An 18,771-nucleotide genomic window follows, 5' to 3' on the forward strand; every position below is an offset into this window, starting at 1 on the left:
AAATCATCCATGAACGCAGGAAGAGCAATATTAAGAACAATGGAATTCAGCCACGAACTGGATGTGCCGCTACTCAGGCGCGGCAATGCGCATCGTGACCTTCCCGCCCCCGGAGGGGGAGACATTGCTGAGGCTCAGTGTGCCTCCGTGCTGCTCGGCCACAGAGCGTGCAATATAGAGCCCCATTCCGTGATGATTCCCGGAGCTGCGGCTCGGGTCGCCCCGGTAGAACTGGCTGGTGGCCTCCCGGAGGTCGGCCGCCGAGAAGCCGCTACCGGTGTCGGTAACCGTGAACTGAACCGCATCCGGCCCGCTCTGGACAAGCAGGGCAATGCTGCCCCCGGGCGGGGTATGCTCGGCGGCATTGGTAATCACGTTCATCATGCCCCGCAGCAGCAGCTCCTTGTGAATGAACAGGTATTCCGGCAGCTTCTCCTGCCGGATAGAGGTCTTCAGGTTCCTGCCTGCCTTGAGGGCATTCATCTGCAGCTCCAGCTCAGCTATGATCTCTGCTGCCGGGACCAGCGCCTTCTGGCGGGAGGAGCCGGCCTGCTGGCTGGACAGGTCAATGACTTCCTGCACGAAGGCTTCAATGTCTTCAGCGCTGCGGCGGATATAGCCGCTGTATTCACGCTGCGGCTCTGTCTCTACAATCTCCTGCAGCAGCTCGGCGTTGCCCCGGATAATGGTCAGCGGCGTCTTGATGTCGTGGGCCAGCGCGGAGATCTGCTCTCTGCGGGAGCGCTCCAGCTCCCACTGCTTCTCCAGTGAAGTCTGCAGGGCATCCTTCATCCGGTCCAGCGAGCCCAGCACCTCATCAATCTCCACAATGCCGCTGGGATGGACGGCGAACTCCAGATTCTCGCGCCGGATGTTCTCGGTCGCTTCCTGCAGTCCGGCCATCCGCTCCGAGAGCTTCCGGCCGAACCGGGCCGCGAGCAGGGCGGCCATCACCAGGAACCCGAGCACGAAGAGCAAGGGGCCCAGGAGCTGGGGATTCGGCAGCGCGCTGCGCAGCACTGGAGAAGCATACTGCGGTGTCAGGACATAGCGGAAGATCCATAGCTCCTGCCCATGCTCGGCGGTGGTATAGTAGTAGGCGCTTCTGTTGTTCCCCTCCCGGATCATTCTCCAGGCTTGCTCCGCCTCCTTAGCTGTCAGGTTGCCGGCCAGCGGCTTCCCGTCCAAAGTGAATACGGTGTAATCCAGCCGGTCCGGGACCCGGGGAACCGTATCTGTTACATCAGCAGCCAACTGTTGCTTGAACTGGGCAATTGCCTTCTCCTCATAGTTGGCAGGCAGCAGCGCCCCCCGGGCGAACGCCAGCGCGAATACACCGAGCAGTCCTCCCAGCAGCAGAATGGTGCCCAGACTAAGCAGCAGCAGGTATTTTAGGAAAAAAGTGCGCAGACGCACGGCTTTACGTTGTTTCACAGCTTCCACTTGTATCCGATCCCCCAGATGGTTTCTATGGCCTCCAGCCCGTGCCGGGCCAGCTTAGCGCGGATATTCTTGATATGCTCTGTAATCGCACTGCTGTCACTGTCCCCGTCCATCCCGAAGACCCCTTCATAGATATGGTCCTTGGAGAAGACCTGTCCGCGGTGGCGGGCCAGGAATTCGCAGATTTCATATTCGCTTTTGGTCAGCGGGACCTTATTCTCGCGTATATACAGCTCCTTACCGGAGAGGTTCAGGCGCACGGGGTCCAGGTACAGCATATTGCGCCGCTCCCGGCCTTCCCGCCGGAGATGAGCCTGAATCCGCGCGCGCAGCGCGCCGATGCCGAAGGGCTTCGTAATATAGTCATCCGCCCCCAGTCCGAGTCCGTACATCAGGTCCGTCTCCTGTGTCTTGGCCGTCAGGAACAGGATCGGGCAATCTACTGCGCTGCGGATCTCCCGGCAGAGCGTGAAGCCATCCACTCCCGGCATCATCACATCCAGCAGAATCAGATCATATGCCCCCAGATCGGTGCTGTGCACCTCCGCCGGATTGGAAATGGTGGTCACCAGATGCTGGTCTGTGCTCAGCGCGTTATGAATCAGGGAGAGGATAGCGGGTTCGTCGTCTACCACAAGTATTTTGGCCATAGTCATTGTTTCCTTCATTTGCAGATTAGGAGGCTAGTTATCCGCAGAGCGGCCCTCCCATTTGTTGAACCATAACATACTGAGGAGGCCAGCGGCTATTGTTGCTCCTGTACAGATGGATATGCCGGTGGCCAGTCCCGTTTCAGCCCGGGGCAGCCGGAGTCCCGAATGCTGAATCTCCAGCAGGGAGAGGAAACGTCCGCCCCAGGCGAAGGGGATATACGGCCACAGGATATCGCCAAGACCGGTCAGCATCAGGGCGGCGAGCAGGCTCCCCGTGATTCCTATGCCGATGGAGACGCCCCGGCCGAACCGCAGGCTGACAGCGAAGTGAATCAGATAGAGCAGGATGTTGCTTGCGAACAGGATCACGGCCCCGGTCAGATAAAAGAGTATGCCGTGCCGGTCCTGCCCCAGCATTCCGGCAAAGCCCAGGCTGAACAGGACAAAGATCAGCAGGACAGCCCCCAGGCTGGAGCCCAGCAGGAGCAGCAGCTTGCTTGCATAGGTGGTGCTTCTTGCCGCAGGCAAGGCTAGCATTCCCTGGAATCCTCCGGCGGCAGCCTCCTGCTCCGCTGCCATCGCACAGAGCAGCCCGATGAGGGTAGGAAACGCACAGGCGACCGCCTGCATGAACGCCATCACCTTAACCCCTTCGCTGGCAGAGGAAATGGAGTAGTAAGCCATGAATAGGGCAGCCCCGATCAGCGGAGTCAGCAGATGGGTCAGGAGAAACGGGGTGCGCCGCATTTTGAGCAGATCGGCCCTGAGCAGACCCGGCAGTGCATTCATGCTACTTCGCCTCCTGTCTACGGAACCATAAGGTGGTCAGCAGGAACAGGAGGGCGAACCATCCGAGGGAGACCAGCGTATCGGGAAGAATCATATCTGTGCTGCGCAGCGGGCTGTCCGCCGGGACCGGCAGGCCGTTCGGCAGGATGGACAGCACCGGACACATGAGCCTTGCGGTAATTGTATAAGGAATATAATCCCATAAGCTGCCCTTGTCGAATTGAACTACACCTAGAATAGTACCGAACAGGTTCAGCAGGATGGCTGCGAATAATCCGAGCCGGGCAGCCAGGAACAGGCACAGCGGAATCTGCCACAGGAAGGTCAGGAAGATCAGTGCGCTGCCCGCCAGGCTGCTCAGCAGCGGAATCGATTGGCCGAACAGCAGGCCCCCGGCGGTCACGCCGGTCAGGAACACAGCTAGAGTAGTGAGCAGCCAACCGGTGCAGGCAAGGATTTTGCTGGTCCAGAGCGTACCCGGTGTAAAGGGCAGGGCCAGCAGGCTGCGGTATTTCAGCTTGGCATCTTTCTGCAGTGCCAGCGAACAGATCAGGCTCAGCGCTCCGGGCAGGAACAGGGTGTACCACCAGTTGTAGGAGCCGCTCTGGAACAGGCTGCCGCCCATGAGCACCGCACACAGCAGAAGCGCAACCGCCGGGGCAAGCCAAGTCAGCTTGGGAATGAAGGTCCGCCGCCATTTCAGGCGTTCGGCCTGTATGACATTAAGCATGAACCGCACCGTCCCTCCGGTGGGCCGCAGCGACCTGCATGAACAACGCCTCCAGGTCCTGGTCCGGGGAGATTGGACCTTGATAGCCCAGTACGCCGCCCGCGATGATGCCAATATGGTCGGCTGTCTGCTCCACCTCGGAGAGCAGGTGGCTGGACAAGATGACGGTGATTCCCTGCTCCGGGAAGGAGCGGATCAGCTCCCGCAGCTCCTGAATCCCGATCGGGTCCAGCCCGTTCGTCGGCTCGTCCAGAATCAGCAGCTCCGGCTGGTTCAGCAGGGCAATCGCGATGCCGAGCCGCTGCTTCATCCCCATGGAGAATTGTCCGGCCCGCTTCTTCCCGGTAGCGGTCAGATCGACAACAGCAAGCACCTCTTCAATACGCGACTGCGGCAGTCCGAGGGCCAGTGTGCGTACCTTCAGATTCTCCCGGGCGGTCAGATTATCGTACAGCGGAGGTGCTTCAATTAATACGCCGATCCGGCTTAAGTCCTTCCGGGTCCATTCCTGGCCCTGGAAGCGGATTGTCCCGGAATCGGGCCGCAGCATGCCGGTAATCATTTTGAGCAGGGTCGATTTGCCTGCACCGTTCGGACCGAGCAGCCCGTAGACCGAATTACGTGCAACAGTTAACGATACGTTGTTTACGGCTGTCTGGCGTTTGAAGCTTTTACATAGATCCTGTATTTCCAGAATATGTTCCTGCATAGTATATCATCCTTTCTCTCCCTATACTCTAAGGGCAGATTCTAAGGATTCTGTAAGGATGACATGGCAGAGCCCCTGCCTGGTTGAACAGGAGGGGCTCTGTGTTGACTTTGCAGCGGCCGGCAGGAAGGATTAACGACGCCGGAAGGCGCCGCCGCGGGCCAGGGCAAAGAAGATCAATAGCGCAACGATGGAGCCGATAATGGCCGGAACAATGTGGAAGCCACCTACTACAGGGCCTCTTGGACCAAGCAGCTCGGAGCCCAGCCAGGAACCGATGAACCCGGCGATTACATTGCCCAGTACGCCTCCCGGAACATCACGCCCGATTAGATTGCCGCTTAGCCAGCCGATGAGTCCCCCTACGATGATTACCCAGAGCAGATACATTGATTTGTCCCCTTTCTAGTTGGTTTATTCAAGGTATGTTGAGAAGCGGGCAAGGTGAACCATCTGCGAAGGTTTATTTTTGGAAAGCGGTGAAACAGGTGATCTGCGCTGCGGGGAGATTAACGTCCTTTGCCAGTGTTAATATTAGGTATAGGAGGAGGGATCGGATGAACAAAATTCTCGTAATCGATGATGAAGCTGCCCTTAGAGATCTGATCGAGCTTGTGCTCCGCAGAGAGAATTATGAGGTGCGGACAGCGGAGAACGGGAGTGCGGGACTAGAGGCCCTGGATGCTTTTCAGCCGGATCTGGTGGTACTGGATCTGATGCTGCCCGATTGCTCCGGCTATGACCTGTGTAAGGAAATCACCAAGCGGCAGGCGGTTCCCGTCATTATGCTGTCGGCCAAGAATGAGATTATCGATAAGGTGCTGGGGCTGGAGCTGGGGGCCGAGGATTACATGACCAAGCCGTTCGATAACCGGGAGCTGCTGGCGCGGATCAAGGTGGTGCTCCGGAGAGCCCAGAACAGCGGCCTGCCTACAGATACTGAAGATACCCGGATTACGCATGAGGAGCTGACCTTCGATCTGGAGACCAGGGTAGTGCAGAGAAGTGGCGTTCCGGTTGCCCTGACGGCCAAGGAATTCAGAATTCTGGAGACGCTGCTGAAGCGCCCGGACAAAATCTATACCCGGGATGAGCTGCTGGAGATCGTCTGGGGCTATGACTTCATGGGCGACAGCCGCAGCGTGGATATGACGATCATGCGCTTAAGAAAGAAGCTGGAGGATGATGCCGAGAATCCGAAATATATCCGCACCGTCTACGGCTTCGGTTATCAGCTGGGAGGTGGCTCCGCCTGAAATACGCGACCCGGCTGGTGCTAATGTATTTGCTGTTCTCGGTGCTGTCCTTTGCCGTTATCATTATTTCGGTGAATAAGGCGATTGACTATTTCAGCTTCGTAACCATTGAGAAGCAAATGATGGAGAAGGCGGATCTGGGCGAGATGTCCTTCAGGGAGGTGCTCTCCAGACACGAACCGGAGGTAGATGCGGGGCAGATGGAGGAGGTGGCGAGAAGCGCGCTGGAGACGTTAAAAGCTTCCGTCAAGGAGGTGCGGATCTACGACAGCAGCCAGAAGCTGCTGGGACTCGCCGTTGACGGGATTGTGATCAATAACAAGACCCCCGTCATTTTTCCCGGGAATATCCAGAACGCCCTTAAGGGCAATTATGCATACACGGTCTCTGAGGATCACCTGCTGTACTTCGCGGTTCCGATCCAAGACAAATATTATCAGAACAGCTATGTGTACGAGTTCGTGGAGGATGTCTCTTATTTCTATACGATGATGGACCAGATCAGGTATATCCTGTTCGCCGGTGCGGGAGGATTCATTATTCTGATTGCGCTCTCCAGTCTGTTCATCGCCCGCAATACGACGAAGCCGATCAAATACCTGCTTGGCGCCACAGAGAGCTTCTCCAGGCAGCAGTTCCGGGAGGTTCACCTGAACAGGAAGGATGAGCTGGGCATGCTGGCTGCGGGCCTGAACCGGATGGGCATTCAGCTCAGTGACTATATCCAGTATCAGAAGCAGTTTGTCTCGAACGTATCGCATGAGCTGAAGACGCCGCTTGCTGCTATCAAGGGATTCTCTCAATATTTGTACGAAGGGGAGGACGAGGATGAGGAGCTGCAGCGGATCTACTTCCATCTGGTGAATGAATCGGACCGCCTGACCCGGCTGGTCAATGAGCTGCTCATGCTGTCGCGCTTCGATAAGGCAGGGCAGGATGGAATCGATGCTGAGAAGACGGACCTGGCGCAGCTGGCTGCGGGGGTAGCCGCTGGATTGAGGACCAAGGCTGACAGTAAGGGGATAGAGCTTACGATTCAGCAAGGACCGCCAGCCTTCGTCTTAGTGAATCAGTTGTTGATGTCCCATGCCATCGCCAATGTGCTGGACAACGCGATTAAATACTCCGGTCCCCGTACCCGGGTAAGTATTGAAACTTCGGTCCGTGAGCAGGAAGCCATTGTACAGATCAGCGATCAGGGGATTGGAATCAGTGCGGATGAACTTACCCGTGTACAGGAACGGTTCTACCGGGCAAGGAATGCCAGCGCGGCAGGCGGAACGGGGCTGGGGTTATCCATCTGTAAGGAGATCGCCGAGAAGTTCGGCGGGCACCTGGATATAGAGAGCCAGCTCGGCGCGGGAACCACCGTCTCCATCCATCTGCCGCTTAGTTGACGTTACAAGAATGATACAACTCTGTTATTACACTAATAAATGCTTTTCGTATACTAACCTCATACCAAACAAACAACGCGTTCATCGCGTACATCCATGGAGGGATTACTTATGGGAACATTTAAAAAACCGGCAGCGCTGCTGCTGCCCGCAGTATTATTAATGACACTTCTGGCCGGATGCCAGTCCGATTCGGCCGCTCCGGCGGCCACCCCTTCGGCAGAACCTACAGCTGAAGCGGTGGCCACGGCGGCACCGGAGGCTTCGGCTACCCCGGCTGCTGAGCCTGCGGCGACTGAAGCTGCTACGGCCGAGACAACCCCTGCGGCTTCAGCGGGCAGCTCAGAGGCGATCAAGGAGGGAACCATCGAGAAGGAAGGGAATGTGATTCTGAAGGAGCTGGCTTTTGTCTATAAGGACCAGACCATTGCCCTCTCCGACATTGTGGATGATGCTAAGCTGGAGAGTATGCTGGGCAAGGCAACGGCGAAGAAATCGCACACTTATTCCTTGGATGACGGTAAGAACATGGATACCCTGATCGGCAGAACAGAGAATACGTATACCTTCCCGGGCCTTGAGATTAAGACCATTGATTCGGGTGACGGCAAGCAGTTCTACATCTTCAGCATGAAGATCACCGATCCGAAGTACACTACGGTCCGTAATATCAAGGTCGGAGACAGCCTGGATACGCTCAAAAAAGCCTATCCCGAAGGCAAGCTGACCGGAGACGGTGCACCTGAGGAAGAGGATGACTTCCGGTTTGCCCCAAGCAACTATGTGGATTATATGCTGTTCCACGTCAAGGGCGCTAAGATTGAAAGCATAAGCATCTCTACTCTGCTGGACTAAATCAGTCCCCTGAATCAGCAGAATACTGAACAGCCCTGCCGCTTCACGGCCTGTAACGGTCATGAAGCGGTCAGGGCTGTTTATCTTTTGTCTGCATATTCCCGGGCGGACTTCCTATTCCACTGGAGCCGGCTCCAGCACCCGCACCGTCTCCCCCTCTACCAGCTCGGGCAGATAGTAGTTGCTGTTCTTCAGGTCTTTTTTACCCTGAAGCTTCTTAATGACCCATTCGGCGGCGTCACGGCCCATTCTCTCCTGCGGGTGGGTCAGCGTCGTCAGCTTGATCCCTGCATTCTTGGCGATATAGGAATTGTCCTGCCCGATAATGGACAGCTCCCCCGGAATCGAAATCCCCAGCTCACGGCACATCTTGACCACTTCCAGGCCCACTTCATCGTTATAGCAGACGATAGCGGTCAGCACCTCTCTGTTATCTGTTAGGAATTGCTTGAGGTTCGCCGACAGGTCACGCTTGGATTCCGTATCGAAGGAGAGCACCTGCTCCGGGTGGAAGCGCAGTTTGGCTTCGCCGAGTGCCTTGATATAGCCTTTCATACGGTATTTGCCCTGGAGATCGTCCATTTTGGCGATAATCCCGATCTGGGTATGGCCCTTCGAGATCAGCTCCCGGGTCGCCAGATAACTCGACTGTACGTCATCCAGGCAGAAGAACGGCACCTCCAGCTCCTCATAATAAGCGTTGATCATGATGAACGGGACGTCCTGCTCCTTGAATGACAAGTAGTAAGCGATGTTCGGATTGTACAGGTTGCTCTTGGTTGGCTCAATGATCAGCCCGTCTACCCCGTAGGACAGCATCATCTCCAGCGCTTTCTTCTCCTGGGCGACATCGTTATTGGTGCTGGCGAGCAGCAACGAATAGTTGTCTTCATTCAGCCTGCCTTCAATGCCCCGGATAATGGACGGGAAAATATAATCGGAGAGGTAGGTAGTTATTACACCGATTGTCCGTTTGCCTGCGCTGTTCCCGGATTTGGACCGGAACTGGTGGCTGACATAGGTGCCCGAGCCCTTTTCGCTGCGCAGGAACCCCTCGTTGGACAGCTCCAGAATGGCCTTCCGCACGGTCTGGCGGCTGACGCCGTACATCTCCTGCAGCGCAGATTCCGTAGGGATTTGTTCGCCCACACTGTAGGTGCCGGACAGGATATTGCTTTTGAGTTCATCGAAGATGATCTGGTACTTGGTTCTCACACGGGTCACTTCTTTCATAGTTGTTCTTATATAAAACAAGAAATATTCTGTAGTTGTACGTACATATTATAGCTTGAATATAAGCTTAATATCCTCCGGTGTCTACCATATATCATGATTTGCGTAAAATACGGGTGATTTTCCGGTAAATTTGTAGGTATATCTTATATCTATTATTGACAAATGTACGAACAAAAAATATACTAAACCTGTTCATAAAGGAAGCGCATTCTTTAGATTCGTAAGTAACACAGTTTGGTTTAGAGAGGAGTAACGTGGGCATGGATCAGAACATCAAGCAAGCGATACTTAAGGGAGAGACATCACTGGGTATCGAATTTGGGTCCACACGTATCAAGGCCGTCCTGATTGATCAGGGGTTCGAGACGGTTGCATCCGGAAGCTACGAGTGGGAGAACCTGCTGGAAGGCGGGTACTGGACGTATCCCCTCACCGATATCATCAAGGGGCTGCAAGCGGCTTACCGCGAGATGAAGCAGGAGGTTGCACAGAAATACGGGGTTACACTTACTACTGTCGGTTCGATCGGATTCTCAGCAATGATGCACGGATATATGGCCTTTGACAGCGCGGGTGAGCTGCTGGTTCCGTTCCGGACCTGGCGTAATGCTACAACCGGTGCGGCGGCCAAGGAATTAACAGAGCTGTTCCAGTTCAATATTCCAGAGCGCTGGACCATTGCCCACCTGTATCAGGCGATTCTGAACGGGGAAGAGCATGTCCCGCAGGCAACGTTCGTAACGACGCTGGGCGGATATATCCATTGGCTGCTGACCGGCAGCAAGGCGATCGGGATTGGCGATGCCTCCGGGGTCTTCCCTATAGATGAAGCTTCACAGGATTACCACCCGGCCATGGTCAGCCAGTTCGATGAGCTGATTGCCGCTAAGAATTACCCTTGGAAGCTGAGTGATCTTCTGCCCAAGGTCTACGCTGCAGGCGAGCAGGCAGGGGTGTTAACGGGAGCCGGAGCGAGACTGCTGGATGAATCCGGGGACCTGCTGGCAGGCATTCCGCTCTGTCCGCCGGAAGGCGATGCCGGAACAGGAATGGTCGCTACGAACAGTGTGCGCAAACGGACCGGTAATATCTCTGTAGGCACCTCCGTGTTCGCCATGATCGTGCTGGAGAAGGACCTTACAGCGGTATACCCTGAGATCGACATGGTGACTACCCCGGATGGCAGTCCGGTAGGGATGGTGCATGCCAACAACTGCTCCAGCGATATCAATGCCTGGGTCGGCTTGTTCCGGGAATTCTCGGAGGCGATGGGCTTCCAGCCCGATCCGGCGAAGTTATTCAGCGTCCTGTTCAACAAAGCGCTGGAGGCGGACGCCGATGGCGGCGGGCTGCTCAGCTACGGCTATTTCTCAGGTGAGAACATCACCGGGATGGAGAAGGGACGGCCGCTGTTTGTCCGCTCGCCGGAGAGCCGATTCACGCTGGGCAACTTTATGCGGACGCATCTGTTCTCCGCTTTTGGCGCGCTGAAGATTGGGATGGATATTCTGACCTTGAAGGAGCAGGTGTCCATCGACAGCATTCTGGCGCACGGCGGCTTGTTCAAGACGCCTGTTGTCGGACAGAGAATCGTGGCCGCTGCGATGAATGTTCCGGTCTCTGTGATGGCAACAGCCGGAGAAGGCGGCGCGTGGGGCATGGCGATTCTGGCTTCTTATATGAAGAACAGAGCGCAGCAGGAGCGTCTGGATGATTTCCTCGACCAGAAGGTCTTCAAGGATATCGAAGGCGAGACCATTCATCCGGTTGCGGCGGATGTGAAGGGCTTTGAATTGTTCATGGAACGCTACACGGCGGGTCTGGCGATTGAGCAGGCCGCTGTAGATCATCTCGTAGAGAACGGGGGGAATTAACACATGTTGGAGCAACTGAAGGAAGAGGTGTACGAGGCCAATCTGGAGCTGCCTAAGCACGGGCTGGTCAAATACACCTGGGGCAATGTGAGCGCGGTCGACCGGGCGAGCGGCCTGTTCGTCATCAAGCCGAGCGGAGTCAGCTATGACAAGATGAAGCCGAGCGATATGGTCGTTGTGGACTTCGATGGCAATGTGGTGGAAGGCGAGATGCGGCCTTCTTCGGATACAGCCACTCATGCTGTACTCTACAAGCATTACGCCGAGATCGGCGGCATCGTGCATACGCATTCCACGTGGGCAACCATCTGGGCTCAGGCCGGACTGGATGTTCCGGTTATGGGGACGACCCATGCAGACACCTTCTATGGTTCTGTACCATGCACCCGGTTCCTGACACAGGAAGAGATTGACCGCGGTTATGAAGCAGAGACCGGGCATGTGATCATTGAGACTTTTGAACAGCGGGGGCTGGATGTGATGGCGATTCCCGGCGTTCTGCTGAAGGGCCACGCGCCGTTCACGTGGGGCAAGGATGCCCACGCCGCTGTAATGAACAGTGTGGTGCTGGAGGAAGTGTCCAAGATGAACCACTTCGCCCGCCAGTTGAATACGTTCGCCGAGGAGCTGCCGCAGCGGATTCTGGACAAGCATTATCTGCGCAAGCACGGCAAGGATGCGTATTACGGACAGAAGTAACTGACTTTTACCAATATAATAGAGAAGAGGATGAATGATATGTCAACAGTAAGCGACAAGCAATTCTGGTTCGTCGTAGGATCGCAGCACCTGTATGGAGATGAAGCGCTGGGTGAGGTGAAGGCACATGCCCAGGAAATGACCGATGCGCTCAACAACAGCGGGGTGCTTCCTTATCCGCTGGTATTGCAGGATCTGGCCGTTAGCGCAGACAAAATCACCTCCATCATGAAAGAAGTAAACTACCGTGACGAGGTTGCCGGTGTTATTACCTGGATGCACACCTTCTCCCCGGCCAAAATGTGGATTCGCGGCACGAAGCTCCTGCAAAAGCCGCTGCTGCACCTGGCTACCCAGTACAATGAGAGCATTCCTTGGGCAACGATTGACATGGACTTCATGAACCTGAACCAGGCTGCCCATGGCGACCGTGAGTATGGCTTCATCAATGCCCGCCTGAAGAAGCAGAATAAGGTCGTTGTAGGATACTGGGAACGCCCGGAAGTTCAGAAGCAAATTGCCGAGTGGATGGATGTTGCCGTAGCGTATAACGAAGGCTTCAATATCAAGGTAGCCCGCTTCGGCGACAATATGCGCAACGTGGGCGTTACCGAAGGCGACAAGGTAGAAGCACAGATCCAGTTCGGCTGGACCGTGGACTACTTCGGTATCGGCGATCTGGTAGCCTATGTGAATGAAGTGAAGCAGGAAGAGATCGATGCCCTGTTCGCAGAATATACCAAGCTGTATGCCGTTGATTATGGCACGTACAGCAAGGAAGATTGGGAAGCCAGTGTGAAGGTGCAGGCGAGCTACGAGATTGCCCTTAAGCGCTTCCTGGATGCAGGCGGCTACAATGCCTTCACCTCTAACTTCGAGGACCTGCACGGCATGAAGCAGCTTCCGGGTCTGGCTGTTCAGCGCCTGATGGCCCAAGGCTACGGCTTCGCCGGTGAAGGGGACTGGAAGACTGCGGCCCTGGACCGCCTGATGAAGGTGATGAGCCACAACCTGAACACCGGGTTCATGGAGGATTACACTTACGAAATGGCTGCTGGACAGGAAGCGATTCTCCAGTCCCACATGCTGGAGGTTGATCCGAGCCTGGCCAGCAACCAGCCGAAGATCATTGTCTCCCCGCTGGGGATTGGCGACCGTGAAGATCCGGCCCGCCTCGTCTTCGACGGCAAGGCAGGCGAAGGCGTCGTAGTATCGATGGCCGACTTCGGCACTCATTACAAGCTGCTGATCAACGAAGTTACCGCCTTCGAACCTACCGTTCCGGCTCCGAATCTGCCGGTAGCCCGTGTACTGTGGCAGGTGAAGCCGAACTTCCAGGACGGAGTAAGAGCCTGGATCGAGAACGGCGGCGGACACCACACGGTCGTATCGCTCAACCTGACTACCGACCAAATCGTTACCTACGCCAAGCTGGTGGGTCTGGAATACGTGATTATTAAGTAATTGAGTTACTTTAAAGTGAACAGCGAGTAGATGTTAAAAAGAGCGAGGAGGCATATAGCCCTCTCGCTCTTTTTGTTTGGCAGATATGGTGGGCGCGGCGGCGGTATGCAAAAGACATCTGCCTGCCCGCCGGGAAGGATGGGGGCGCGCGGACCAAATGTAATCGAAAAACCAACTACAATGCGGCGGATGGGGGCGCGTGGACCAAATGTAATCGAAAAACCGATTACAATGCGGCGGATGGGGGCGCGCGGACCAAATGTAATCGAAAAACCGACTACAATGCGGCGGATGGGGGCGCGCGGACCAAATGTAATCGGAAAACCGACTACAATGCGGCGGATGGGGGGCGCGCGGACCAAATGTAATCGAAAAACCGACTACAATGCGGCGGATGGGCGCACGCGGACCAAATGTAGTCGGAAAACCGACCACAATGTGCCAGCACAGCGGTTCATGTGCCAAGTGCCCCTACTCCCGCCCGCCCCGCTCACTTCTTATTCCGCGCACGGTACTGCTGCGGTGTGGCGCCGACGATCCGTTTGAACAGGTTGGAAAAGCTGCCGAGGCTGGTGTATCCGACCTGCTCGGCGATGTCGGTAATCTTCAGCTCTGTCTCCTCCAGCAGCTGCTTGGCCTTCTGCAGCCGTTCCTGAATGATCACATCGGAGATTGACAGCCCGGTCTCCTTCTTGAACAGCCGGGACAAGTAGGCCGGGTTCAGGTAGACATAGGCCGCGAGTTCGTCGCGGGTGATCTCCTCGCTTAGACGCGAGCGGATATACTGCCTAATCTTGGACACCGTGGCCGAGGATACGTTATTGCTTGTCTGCAATAAGTGCATTACGGCTCGCAGGCATTCCATCGCCCAGCTCTGGAGCGAAGCGGACTGCTTCGGATAATTTTCCTTATCCATCAAGGGCTTCAGCTCCGCTGAGGCGTGTGCGGATAAGCCTTTTTTGGCGAGAACGGTGTGTACAATGAACAGGATGCCGTGGATAAGCTGGCGGTGCAGCTCACTGGTCCAGCGGCCGGGCCCGATGCCCGAGAACCACAGCGTCACGCGGCGCTCCAGCTCATCCAGCTCGCCAAGCTCCAGGAGGGTCGCCCACTCTCCGAAGATATGCATAGGCGCTGCCTGAGGCACCGGCGCAAGCGGCTGATCTCGGCTATATGCCTGATCCTCCGGTCCGAATACCTGACGCGAACGGTTCAGGTTGCGTTGTTCCCGCTCCGTGACATCCGTGTAAGCGCTCATGATTCCAGACAGAGGGACACCCGCGCTGATGTAAATCGACAGGGAGCAATGCAGCAGCCGTCCGCAGGTATCCAGGAAGGTGCGGCCATTCTGCTCCAGCGTATGCCAGGCGGCGTTCATATCGCCACGCACGTAGATGACCGCCAGGTTATGGCCGACCTGATCCTGCAGCACAGTGCCTTCCAGCCCGCTTAGCAGCAGCTCATGGGCCATGTTGCGCAGTGCATATTCCATAATCGTCTCATCCCGTGCGCTAAGGTTCTCCTTCCACTGCTCCAACCCCAGCAGGGCGAGGAAGTAGCGGTCTCCAGGCTGCAGATCCAGATTGTAGGTGTTCGCCGGAAGGGTGAGCGATTCCAGCACGGGCGCTGCCCGCTGGCTGAGAATATCCTGCCAGAACCGTTCCACCAGCAGGGGGAGCTGATGCTCCCACTGTCTCCGGTACTTCTGGATCAGGGCCTCGAACTGCTGCTGCTCTCTCTGCTTGCTGATCTCGAATAGCGCCTCACGGGAGATTTTCATCAATTCCTCATAGTCTACCGGCTTGAGCAGATAATGGAAGGCACCATGATAAATCGCGCGCTGGGCATACTCGAAATCGGCATGGCAGGTCAGCATAATCGTCAGCGTACCGGGAGCGGATTGCTTCACCCAGGCCAGCAGCTCCAGGCCGCTTCTGCCCGGCATTTCGATATCGCAGATCAGCAGGTCTACAGGCTGCTGCTCAAGAACGGCAATCGCCTGGTCTACGTTCTCCGCCAGACAGACATCTGACACGCTAAGCGCGCTCCAATCCACCCCCTGCTGGAGGCCGAGCAAGGCGAAGTATTGGTCGTCAACGATTAGAACTCTGTACATTGAACGTCACAGCTCCTTTTGAACGGGTAGTCTGATTTCCACAACCGCGCCTCCGTCTGGAGCATTGTGGAAGGTAAGCCGTGCCCGGTTGTTATAGAACATCAGCATGCGTCTGTATACGTTCCATATTCCCAGATGGCGGTCTGTCGGCTTGCGCTCATATACGCCATGATTGAGCCTGTCGAGCTGAGCCGCGGAGAAGCCCGGCCCGGAATCGCGGATCTGAATGGCAATGCAGGAATCGCCGCTCTCTCCGGCTTCTTCACTGACTGTGATGCCGACATTGAAGGGCTTCGAATTGTTAATGAAGCCATGCTTGATGGCATTCTCGACGAAGGGCTGGATCAGCAGCGGCGGAATCAGAGTAGACTCAAGCTCCTGCGGAAGCAGCACCTCATAAGACAGCTTGTTCGGATACATGACCATCTGGATCTCAATATAGTTCTGAATATGACCTAGCTCGCTGCGCAGCGGAAGCCAGGCGTCGTTGGTATTCATGATGAACCGGAAGTGGGAGACCAGATGTCCGATCATTTTTTTGATTAGCGCATATTGCTTCAGCTCTACCAGATGAAAGACGATGTTCAAGGAATTCATGAAAAAATGGGGATTGATCTGTGCCTGAAGATGCTTCAGCTCCGCTTGCTGCACCTTCATCTGCTCCTCATACACATCAATCTTGAGATTGCCGATCTGCTCCGCCATCTGGTTGAATTGCATCGTAATGATCTGGAACTCCCTGCTGTTGCCATCCTTCAGCCGGTATTCCAGCTGTCCCTTCCCCAGGATGCGCATCCCGCTGGTCAATTGTTGGATAGGCTTGAACACCAGTCTGCTAAGCAGAGCCAGCAGGATAACCATTACGAGGATAATGACGAAGGGAATCACCTTGATGATCTGCTGGAAGATCGGCAGCTCGTCCAGAATGGATTTCTCGTCGAGCAGGAAAAAAACATTCAGATTGGAATATTGAGAGGGCTTGTCAATCAGCAGATACGAATTGCCGTTACTCAGGCGAATCGAGGCATCCGCACGAGGGTTGGGCTGATTAAGCCGGCTGCGGATGAGCGCAAGATCTTCACTGGCGAACTGGCCCCAGAGTAATTTACCGTCATTGTCGATCATGCCGACCTGTCCGCTGCCCCCGGTAGACTCCAGCTGGGTCAGGGGCTGGGCCAGAGAGTCGATGCTGACCAGTACCCCCATGAGAAGCCGGCCGCTCTTGTCCGGCAGCACCTTGAATAACACCGGCTCTCCGCCGAGGGTCACGGTCTCCCACTTCAGGGAGGCCTGGAGATTAGGGGTCTTGAGGTGTGAAGACAGCCCCGAGGCAATCATCTCCTTCTCTTGGTAATACTCTTTCTGGCTGCTCAGGAAGAGTTCATCCCGGTCCTGATGGTAGACGAAGACACTGCGGATAATGGTATAGTAGCTGACATCGCTGTACCACTGGTCCATCAGCTTACGGATGGACAGATAATAATTGACGCTGTCGGGACCGCTGTCGGAATAGAGCTCCAGCAGCATGTTTTCATTGGCCGTACGCAGCAGATAATGGCTGGTCTGCTCCAGCAGCTCATCGAGCGTACCTAAGTGCAGGGTCAACGTGTCCGAAGCGGACTTCGCAACCTTCTCCCGGACAATGTTGGTGGAATAGAGGTTGGTGTAGGAGAGAAAGAGGAACAGCGGCGTGACCAGCAGCAGGACAAGGGCACTCACTTTGAATCGCAATGATAGTTTCACAGTCTTCCCCCTTATCCTTAGGTACATTTACACGCTGAGCGGCAGGAAAGGGGAAGGACGGCAGCCGTCCTTCCCCTTAGCTTAAAATACAAGAATTTGTATGTTCCACACGACAACTTATCCTTATATTTCTCGCTGAAACGGGTGCCGTCCTTAAAAGGACGGCATCGTCGTTTCCACTTGTTTGTTTAGGATTGTTTGGCCTTCCAGGCATCGTATTGCTTCTGAACCTCGGCGCGGATCTCTTCAATGCCGTTAGCCTTAAGCTTCTTATTGTACTCCGTAAGCACCTTATCTACACCCAGGCTGCCCGTTTCCAGCAGCGGGCGGAATTCCTTGATAATGTTGCTGACCACGGAGACCTGTGTTTTGACAGCGTCGGTATTGAAGTTGAAGCCGAAGGACTTCACCTTATGGGCGCTCTCGTTATAAGCCTTGAATTTCTCCCACTTGTCGGCGCTTTCGCCTTCCCACAGATAGGTTATGGTCTGGTTACCAAACATCCATTCAATGCCCGGCGCCCAGCCGGTATCGGCACGGGTAGCAATGCCGTCAGGCAGCTTGATGAAGTTGTCCTTGCCTTCCACCTTAACATACTGCCGTCCTTCTACGCCGAAGTCAATCAGGTTGACCAGAACCGGGTCGGTATGCAGCAGGTTCAGCAGCATCATCGTCCGCTCCGGATCAATGGAGGTACGCCCGATCGCCATCATGGAGTTGCTGACGCTGGCCGTACTGATCTCAGGCTCATTGCCCTTCAGCTTCACCAGCTCAATGCCGGTGGCGATGGAGTCTTCCTTGTCGGAGTCCGGTTTGTCTGAACCGAACTTCATCCAGGTCTTGCCGGCCTTGAAAGCGTCTTCAGTACTGGTTTTGGTCGTTGCAGCATCTTTATTGATGTAGCCTTTGCTGAACCAGTCGCCGTAGAGCTTCATCCGGTAGATTGCGGTGTCGGACTCCATGGAGCTGATCACCATCTTATCAGTCTTGGTATCCAGTACGATTCCGGCAGGTGCGCCGGCCACCAGCTCATAACGGAAGTTCTCCTTCATGCTCTCTCTGGTCTTGTCGAAGTAGCCCAGGGTATCGGAGCCGCTGCCGGAGAGCCAGATCGGCGCAATAGCCGGTTCCTTCTCCTTGATCGTCTGCAGCCATGGCTCCAGATCCTCCAGCGTCTCAATCGAGTTCACATCGAATCCGTATTTATCTACCAGATCCTTGCGGAACATAATGGTATGGCTCTCACCAATTTCCTTATTGGTAGGAATCGCATAGATTTTTCCATCTACGGTTCCGCCGTCAAGGAAGCGGGGATCAAGGGTCTCCTTGATGCCTTGTCCATATTTGGCTAACAGATCATCCAGCGGAAGGAACGCGCCCTTGGCTACGTTATTGGCGAAGTCGGCCCAGTTGGGGGCGAAGGTCAGATCCACCTGTTCACCGGACTGGTAAGCCAGTGCCATCTTCTCGGCCCAGGAGGACCAAGGGAGTCCCTGGAAGTCAATCTCGGCGTTGATTTTCTCTTTGAGATACTTGTTGATCTCATCTACAACCGCCTTGGTATCATTCTGCGGGAAATTCCCGACCGTGTAAACTTTCAGCTTCCGGAACGTTGAGGTATCAGGATTCGTGCTGCCTTCCGTGCCTGCTGTTGCGGCTGCTGCTGTCGATTCTGCCTTGGACGGGGCGGATGCACCTGAATTGCCCCCGCCGCATCCGGTAATGCCCAGTATCACGGCAGTCAGAGCGGCAAGCACCGTGCCCGAGCTTCTTGTTGTTCTCATTTGTATGAACCTCCTCGAATGAT

The 18,771-nt window shown here is 55.5% G+C and carries 16 protein-coding genes; 6 read left to right on the forward strand and 10 right to left on the reverse strand.

The genetic code is table 11. The annotated features are described in order from the left end of the window. Positions 1-69: 69 nt before the first annotated feature. The 6 genes from MHH78_RS03545 to MHH78_RS03570 all read right to left on the reverse strand — a co-directional run bounded on the left by MHH78_RS03545 (position 70) and on the right by MHH78_RS03570 (position 4,714). Positions 70-1,434 (reverse strand): sensor histidine kinase, encoded by a 1,365-nt coding sequence (locus MHH78_RS03545; RefSeq protein ID WP_341166606.1) that lies wholly within the window; start codon positions 1,432-1,434, stop codon positions 70-72. Beyond that, positions 1,431-2,093: a response regulator transcription factor gene (locus tag MHH78_RS03550; RefSeq protein ID WP_341166607.1), complete on the reverse strand. Its 663-nt coding sequence runs from the start codon at positions 2,091-2,093 to the stop codon at positions 1,431-1,433. The genes MHH78_RS03545 and MHH78_RS03550 overlap by 4 nt, the downstream gene beginning before the upstream one ends. 33 nt (positions 2,094-2,126) lie before the next feature. Further along, positions 2,127-2,885, reverse strand: coding sequence for a lantibiotic immunity ABC transporter MutG family permease subunit (locus MHH78_RS03555; protein WP_341166608.1), 759 nt, complete (start codon positions 2,883-2,885; stop codon positions 2,127-2,129). A gap of 1 nt (position 2,886) precedes the next feature. Then, positions 2,887-3,615 carry a lantibiotic immunity ABC transporter MutE/EpiE family permease subunit gene (locus tag MHH78_RS03560; protein WP_341166609.1) on the reverse strand — a complete coding sequence of 243 codons (729 nt, stop codon included), beginning with the start codon at positions 3,613-3,615 and terminating at the stop codon, positions 2,887-2,889. Next, the gene (locus MHH78_RS03565; RefSeq protein ID WP_036722872.1) at positions 3,608-4,324 is read right to left on the reverse strand and encodes a lantibiotic protection ABC transporter ATP-binding protein; all 717 of its coding nucleotides are present in this window, start codon (positions 4,322-4,324) and stop codon (positions 3,608-3,610) included. Before MHH78_RS03565 ends, MHH78_RS03560 begins: the two co-directional genes overlap by 8 nt. Positions 4,325-4,456: 132 nt before the next feature. Further along, complete coding sequence (locus MHH78_RS03570; protein ID WP_036722871.1) at positions 4,457-4,714, reverse strand: GlsB/YeaQ/YmgE family stress response membrane protein; 258 nt, start codon at positions 4,712-4,714, stop codon at positions 4,457-4,459. Between the two features lie 167 nt (positions 4,715-4,881). Here MHH78_RS03570 and MHH78_RS03575 point away from each other — a divergent pair, with 167 nt between their 5' ends. The 3 genes from MHH78_RS03575 (at position 4,882) to MHH78_RS03585 (ending at position 7,832) form a co-directional block, all read left to right on the forward strand. Then, positions 4,882-5,580: a response regulator transcription factor gene (locus tag MHH78_RS03575; protein WP_341166610.1), complete on the forward strand. Its 699-nt coding sequence runs from the start codon at positions 4,882-4,884 to the stop codon at positions 5,578-5,580. Between the two features lie 23 nt (positions 5,581-5,603). Next, a complete protein-coding gene (locus tag MHH78_RS03580; RefSeq protein ID WP_341166611.1) occupies positions 5,604-6,977 on the forward strand; it encodes a sensor histidine kinase in 1,374 nt (457 codons plus the stop codon). 111 nt (positions 6,978-7,088) lie between these two features. Then, positions 7,089-7,832, forward strand: coding sequence for a hypothetical protein (locus MHH78_RS03585; protein ID WP_076080741.1), 744 nt, complete (start codon positions 7,089-7,091; stop codon positions 7,830-7,832). A gap of 114 nt (positions 7,833-7,946) precedes the next feature. On the opposite strand, the gene MHH78_RS03590 is transcribed toward MHH78_RS03585, so the two are convergent. After that, the gene (locus tag MHH78_RS03590) at positions 7,947-9,047 is read right to left on the reverse strand and encodes a GntR family transcriptional regulator (protein WP_341166612.1); all 1,101 of its coding nucleotides are present in this window, start codon (positions 9,045-9,047) and stop codon (positions 7,947-7,949) included. 281 nt (positions 9,048-9,328) lie between these two features. On the opposite strand from MHH78_RS03590, the gene MHH78_RS03595 reads away from it, so the two are divergent. Genes MHH78_RS03595 through araA form a run of 3 tightly spaced genes read left to right on the forward strand, consistent with a single transcriptional unit; the run spans position 9,329 to position 13,105 of the window. Then, entirely contained in the window at positions 9,329-10,942 is a 1,614-nt protein-coding gene (locus MHH78_RS03595) for a xylulokinase (RefSeq protein WP_341166613.1), read from the forward strand. A gap of 3 nt (positions 10,943-10,945) precedes the next feature. Further along, on the forward strand, positions 10,946-11,641 hold the full coding sequence (locus MHH78_RS03600; RefSeq protein ID WP_341166614.1) for an L-ribulose-5-phosphate 4-epimerase: 696 nt from the start codon (positions 10,946-10,948) through the stop codon (positions 11,639-11,641). 39 nt (positions 11,642-11,680) lie between these two features. Beyond that, the gene (gene araA, locus MHH78_RS03605; RefSeq protein WP_341149929.1) at positions 11,681-13,105 is read left to right on the forward strand and encodes an L-arabinose isomerase; all 1,425 of its coding nucleotides are present in this window, start codon (positions 11,681-11,683) and stop codon (positions 13,103-13,105) included. Positions 13,106-13,595: 490 nt separating this feature from the next. Here the strand turns inward: araA and MHH78_RS03610 are convergent, their stop codons facing one another. From MHH78_RS03610 to MHH78_RS03620, 3 genes are all read right to left on the reverse strand, one after another. Further along, on the reverse strand, positions 13,596-15,221 hold the full coding sequence (locus MHH78_RS03610; RefSeq protein WP_339312116.1) for a response regulator: 1,626 nt from the start codon (positions 15,219-15,221) through the stop codon (positions 13,596-13,598). 6 nt (positions 15,222-15,227) lie between these two features. Further along, the gene (locus tag MHH78_RS03615) at positions 15,228-16,964 is read right to left on the reverse strand and encodes a sensor histidine kinase (protein WP_339312115.1); all 1,737 of its coding nucleotides are present in this window, start codon (positions 16,962-16,964) and stop codon (positions 15,228-15,230) included. Between the two features lie 188 nt (positions 16,965-17,152). Then, on the reverse strand, positions 17,153-18,748 hold the full coding sequence (locus MHH78_RS03620; protein ID WP_339312114.1) for an ABC transporter substrate-binding protein: 1,596 nt from the start codon (positions 18,746-18,748) through the stop codon (positions 17,153-17,155). Positions 18,749-18,771: the final 23 nt, after the last annotated feature.

Source organism: Paenibacillus sp. FSL H3-0333, assembly GCF_038002805.1.
GTDB classification, from domain to species: Bacteria; Bacillota; Bacilli; order Paenibacillales; family Paenibacillaceae; genus Paenibacillus_AQ; species Paenibacillus_AQ silagei.

Excerpts from the sequence above, each read along its gene's own strand:
- MHH78_RS03560 (WP_341166609.1), bottom strand. The coding sequence starts at position 3,615 with ATGCTTAATGTCATACAGGCCGAACGCCTGAAATGGCGGCGGACCTTC.
- MHH78_RS03580 (WP_341166611.1), top strand. The coding sequence starts at position 5,604 with ATGTATTTGCTGTTCTCGGTGCTGTCCTTTGCCGTTATCATTATTTCG.
- MHH78_RS03555 (WP_341166608.1), bottom strand. The coding sequence starts at position 2,885 with ATGAATGCACTGCCGGGTCTGCTCAGGGCCGATCTGCTCAAAATGCGG.
- MHH78_RS03600 (WP_341166614.1), top strand. The coding sequence starts at position 10,946 with ATGTTGGAGCAACTGAAGGAAGAGGTGTACGAGGCCAATCTGGAGCTG.
- MHH78_RS03575 (WP_341166610.1), top strand. The coding sequence starts at position 4,882 with ATGAACAAAATTCTCGTAATCGATGATGAAGCTGCCCTTAGAGATCTG.
- MHH78_RS03595 (WP_341166613.1), top strand. The coding sequence starts at position 9,329 with ATGGATCAGAACATCAAGCAAGCGATACTTAAGGGAGAGACATCACTG.
- MHH78_RS03610 (WP_339312116.1), bottom strand. The coding sequence starts at position 15,221 with ATGTACAGAGTTCTAATCGTTGACGACCAATACTTCGCCTTGCTCGGC.
- MHH78_RS03565 (WP_036722872.1), bottom strand. The coding sequence starts at position 4,324 with ATGCAGGAACATATTCTGGAAATACAGGATCTATGTAAAAGCTTCAAA.
- MHH78_RS03550 (WP_341166607.1), bottom strand. The coding sequence starts at position 2,093 with ATGGCCAAAATACTTGTGGTAGACGACGAACCCGCTATCCTCTCCCTG.
- MHH78_RS03585 (WP_076080741.1), top strand. The coding sequence starts at position 7,089 with ATGGGAACATTTAAAAAACCGGCAGCGCTGCTGCTGCCCGCAGTATTA.
- MHH78_RS03570 (WP_036722871.1), bottom strand. The coding sequence starts at position 4,714 with ATGTATCTGCTCTGGGTAATCATCGTAGGGGGACTCATCGGCTGGCTA.
- MHH78_RS03620 (WP_339312114.1), bottom strand. The coding sequence starts at position 18,748 with ATGAGAACAACAAGAAGCTCGGGCACGGTGCTTGCCGCTCTGACTGCC.
- araA (WP_341149929.1), top strand. The coding sequence starts at position 11,681 with ATGTCAACAGTAAGCGACAAGCAATTCTGGTTCGTCGTAGGATCGCAG.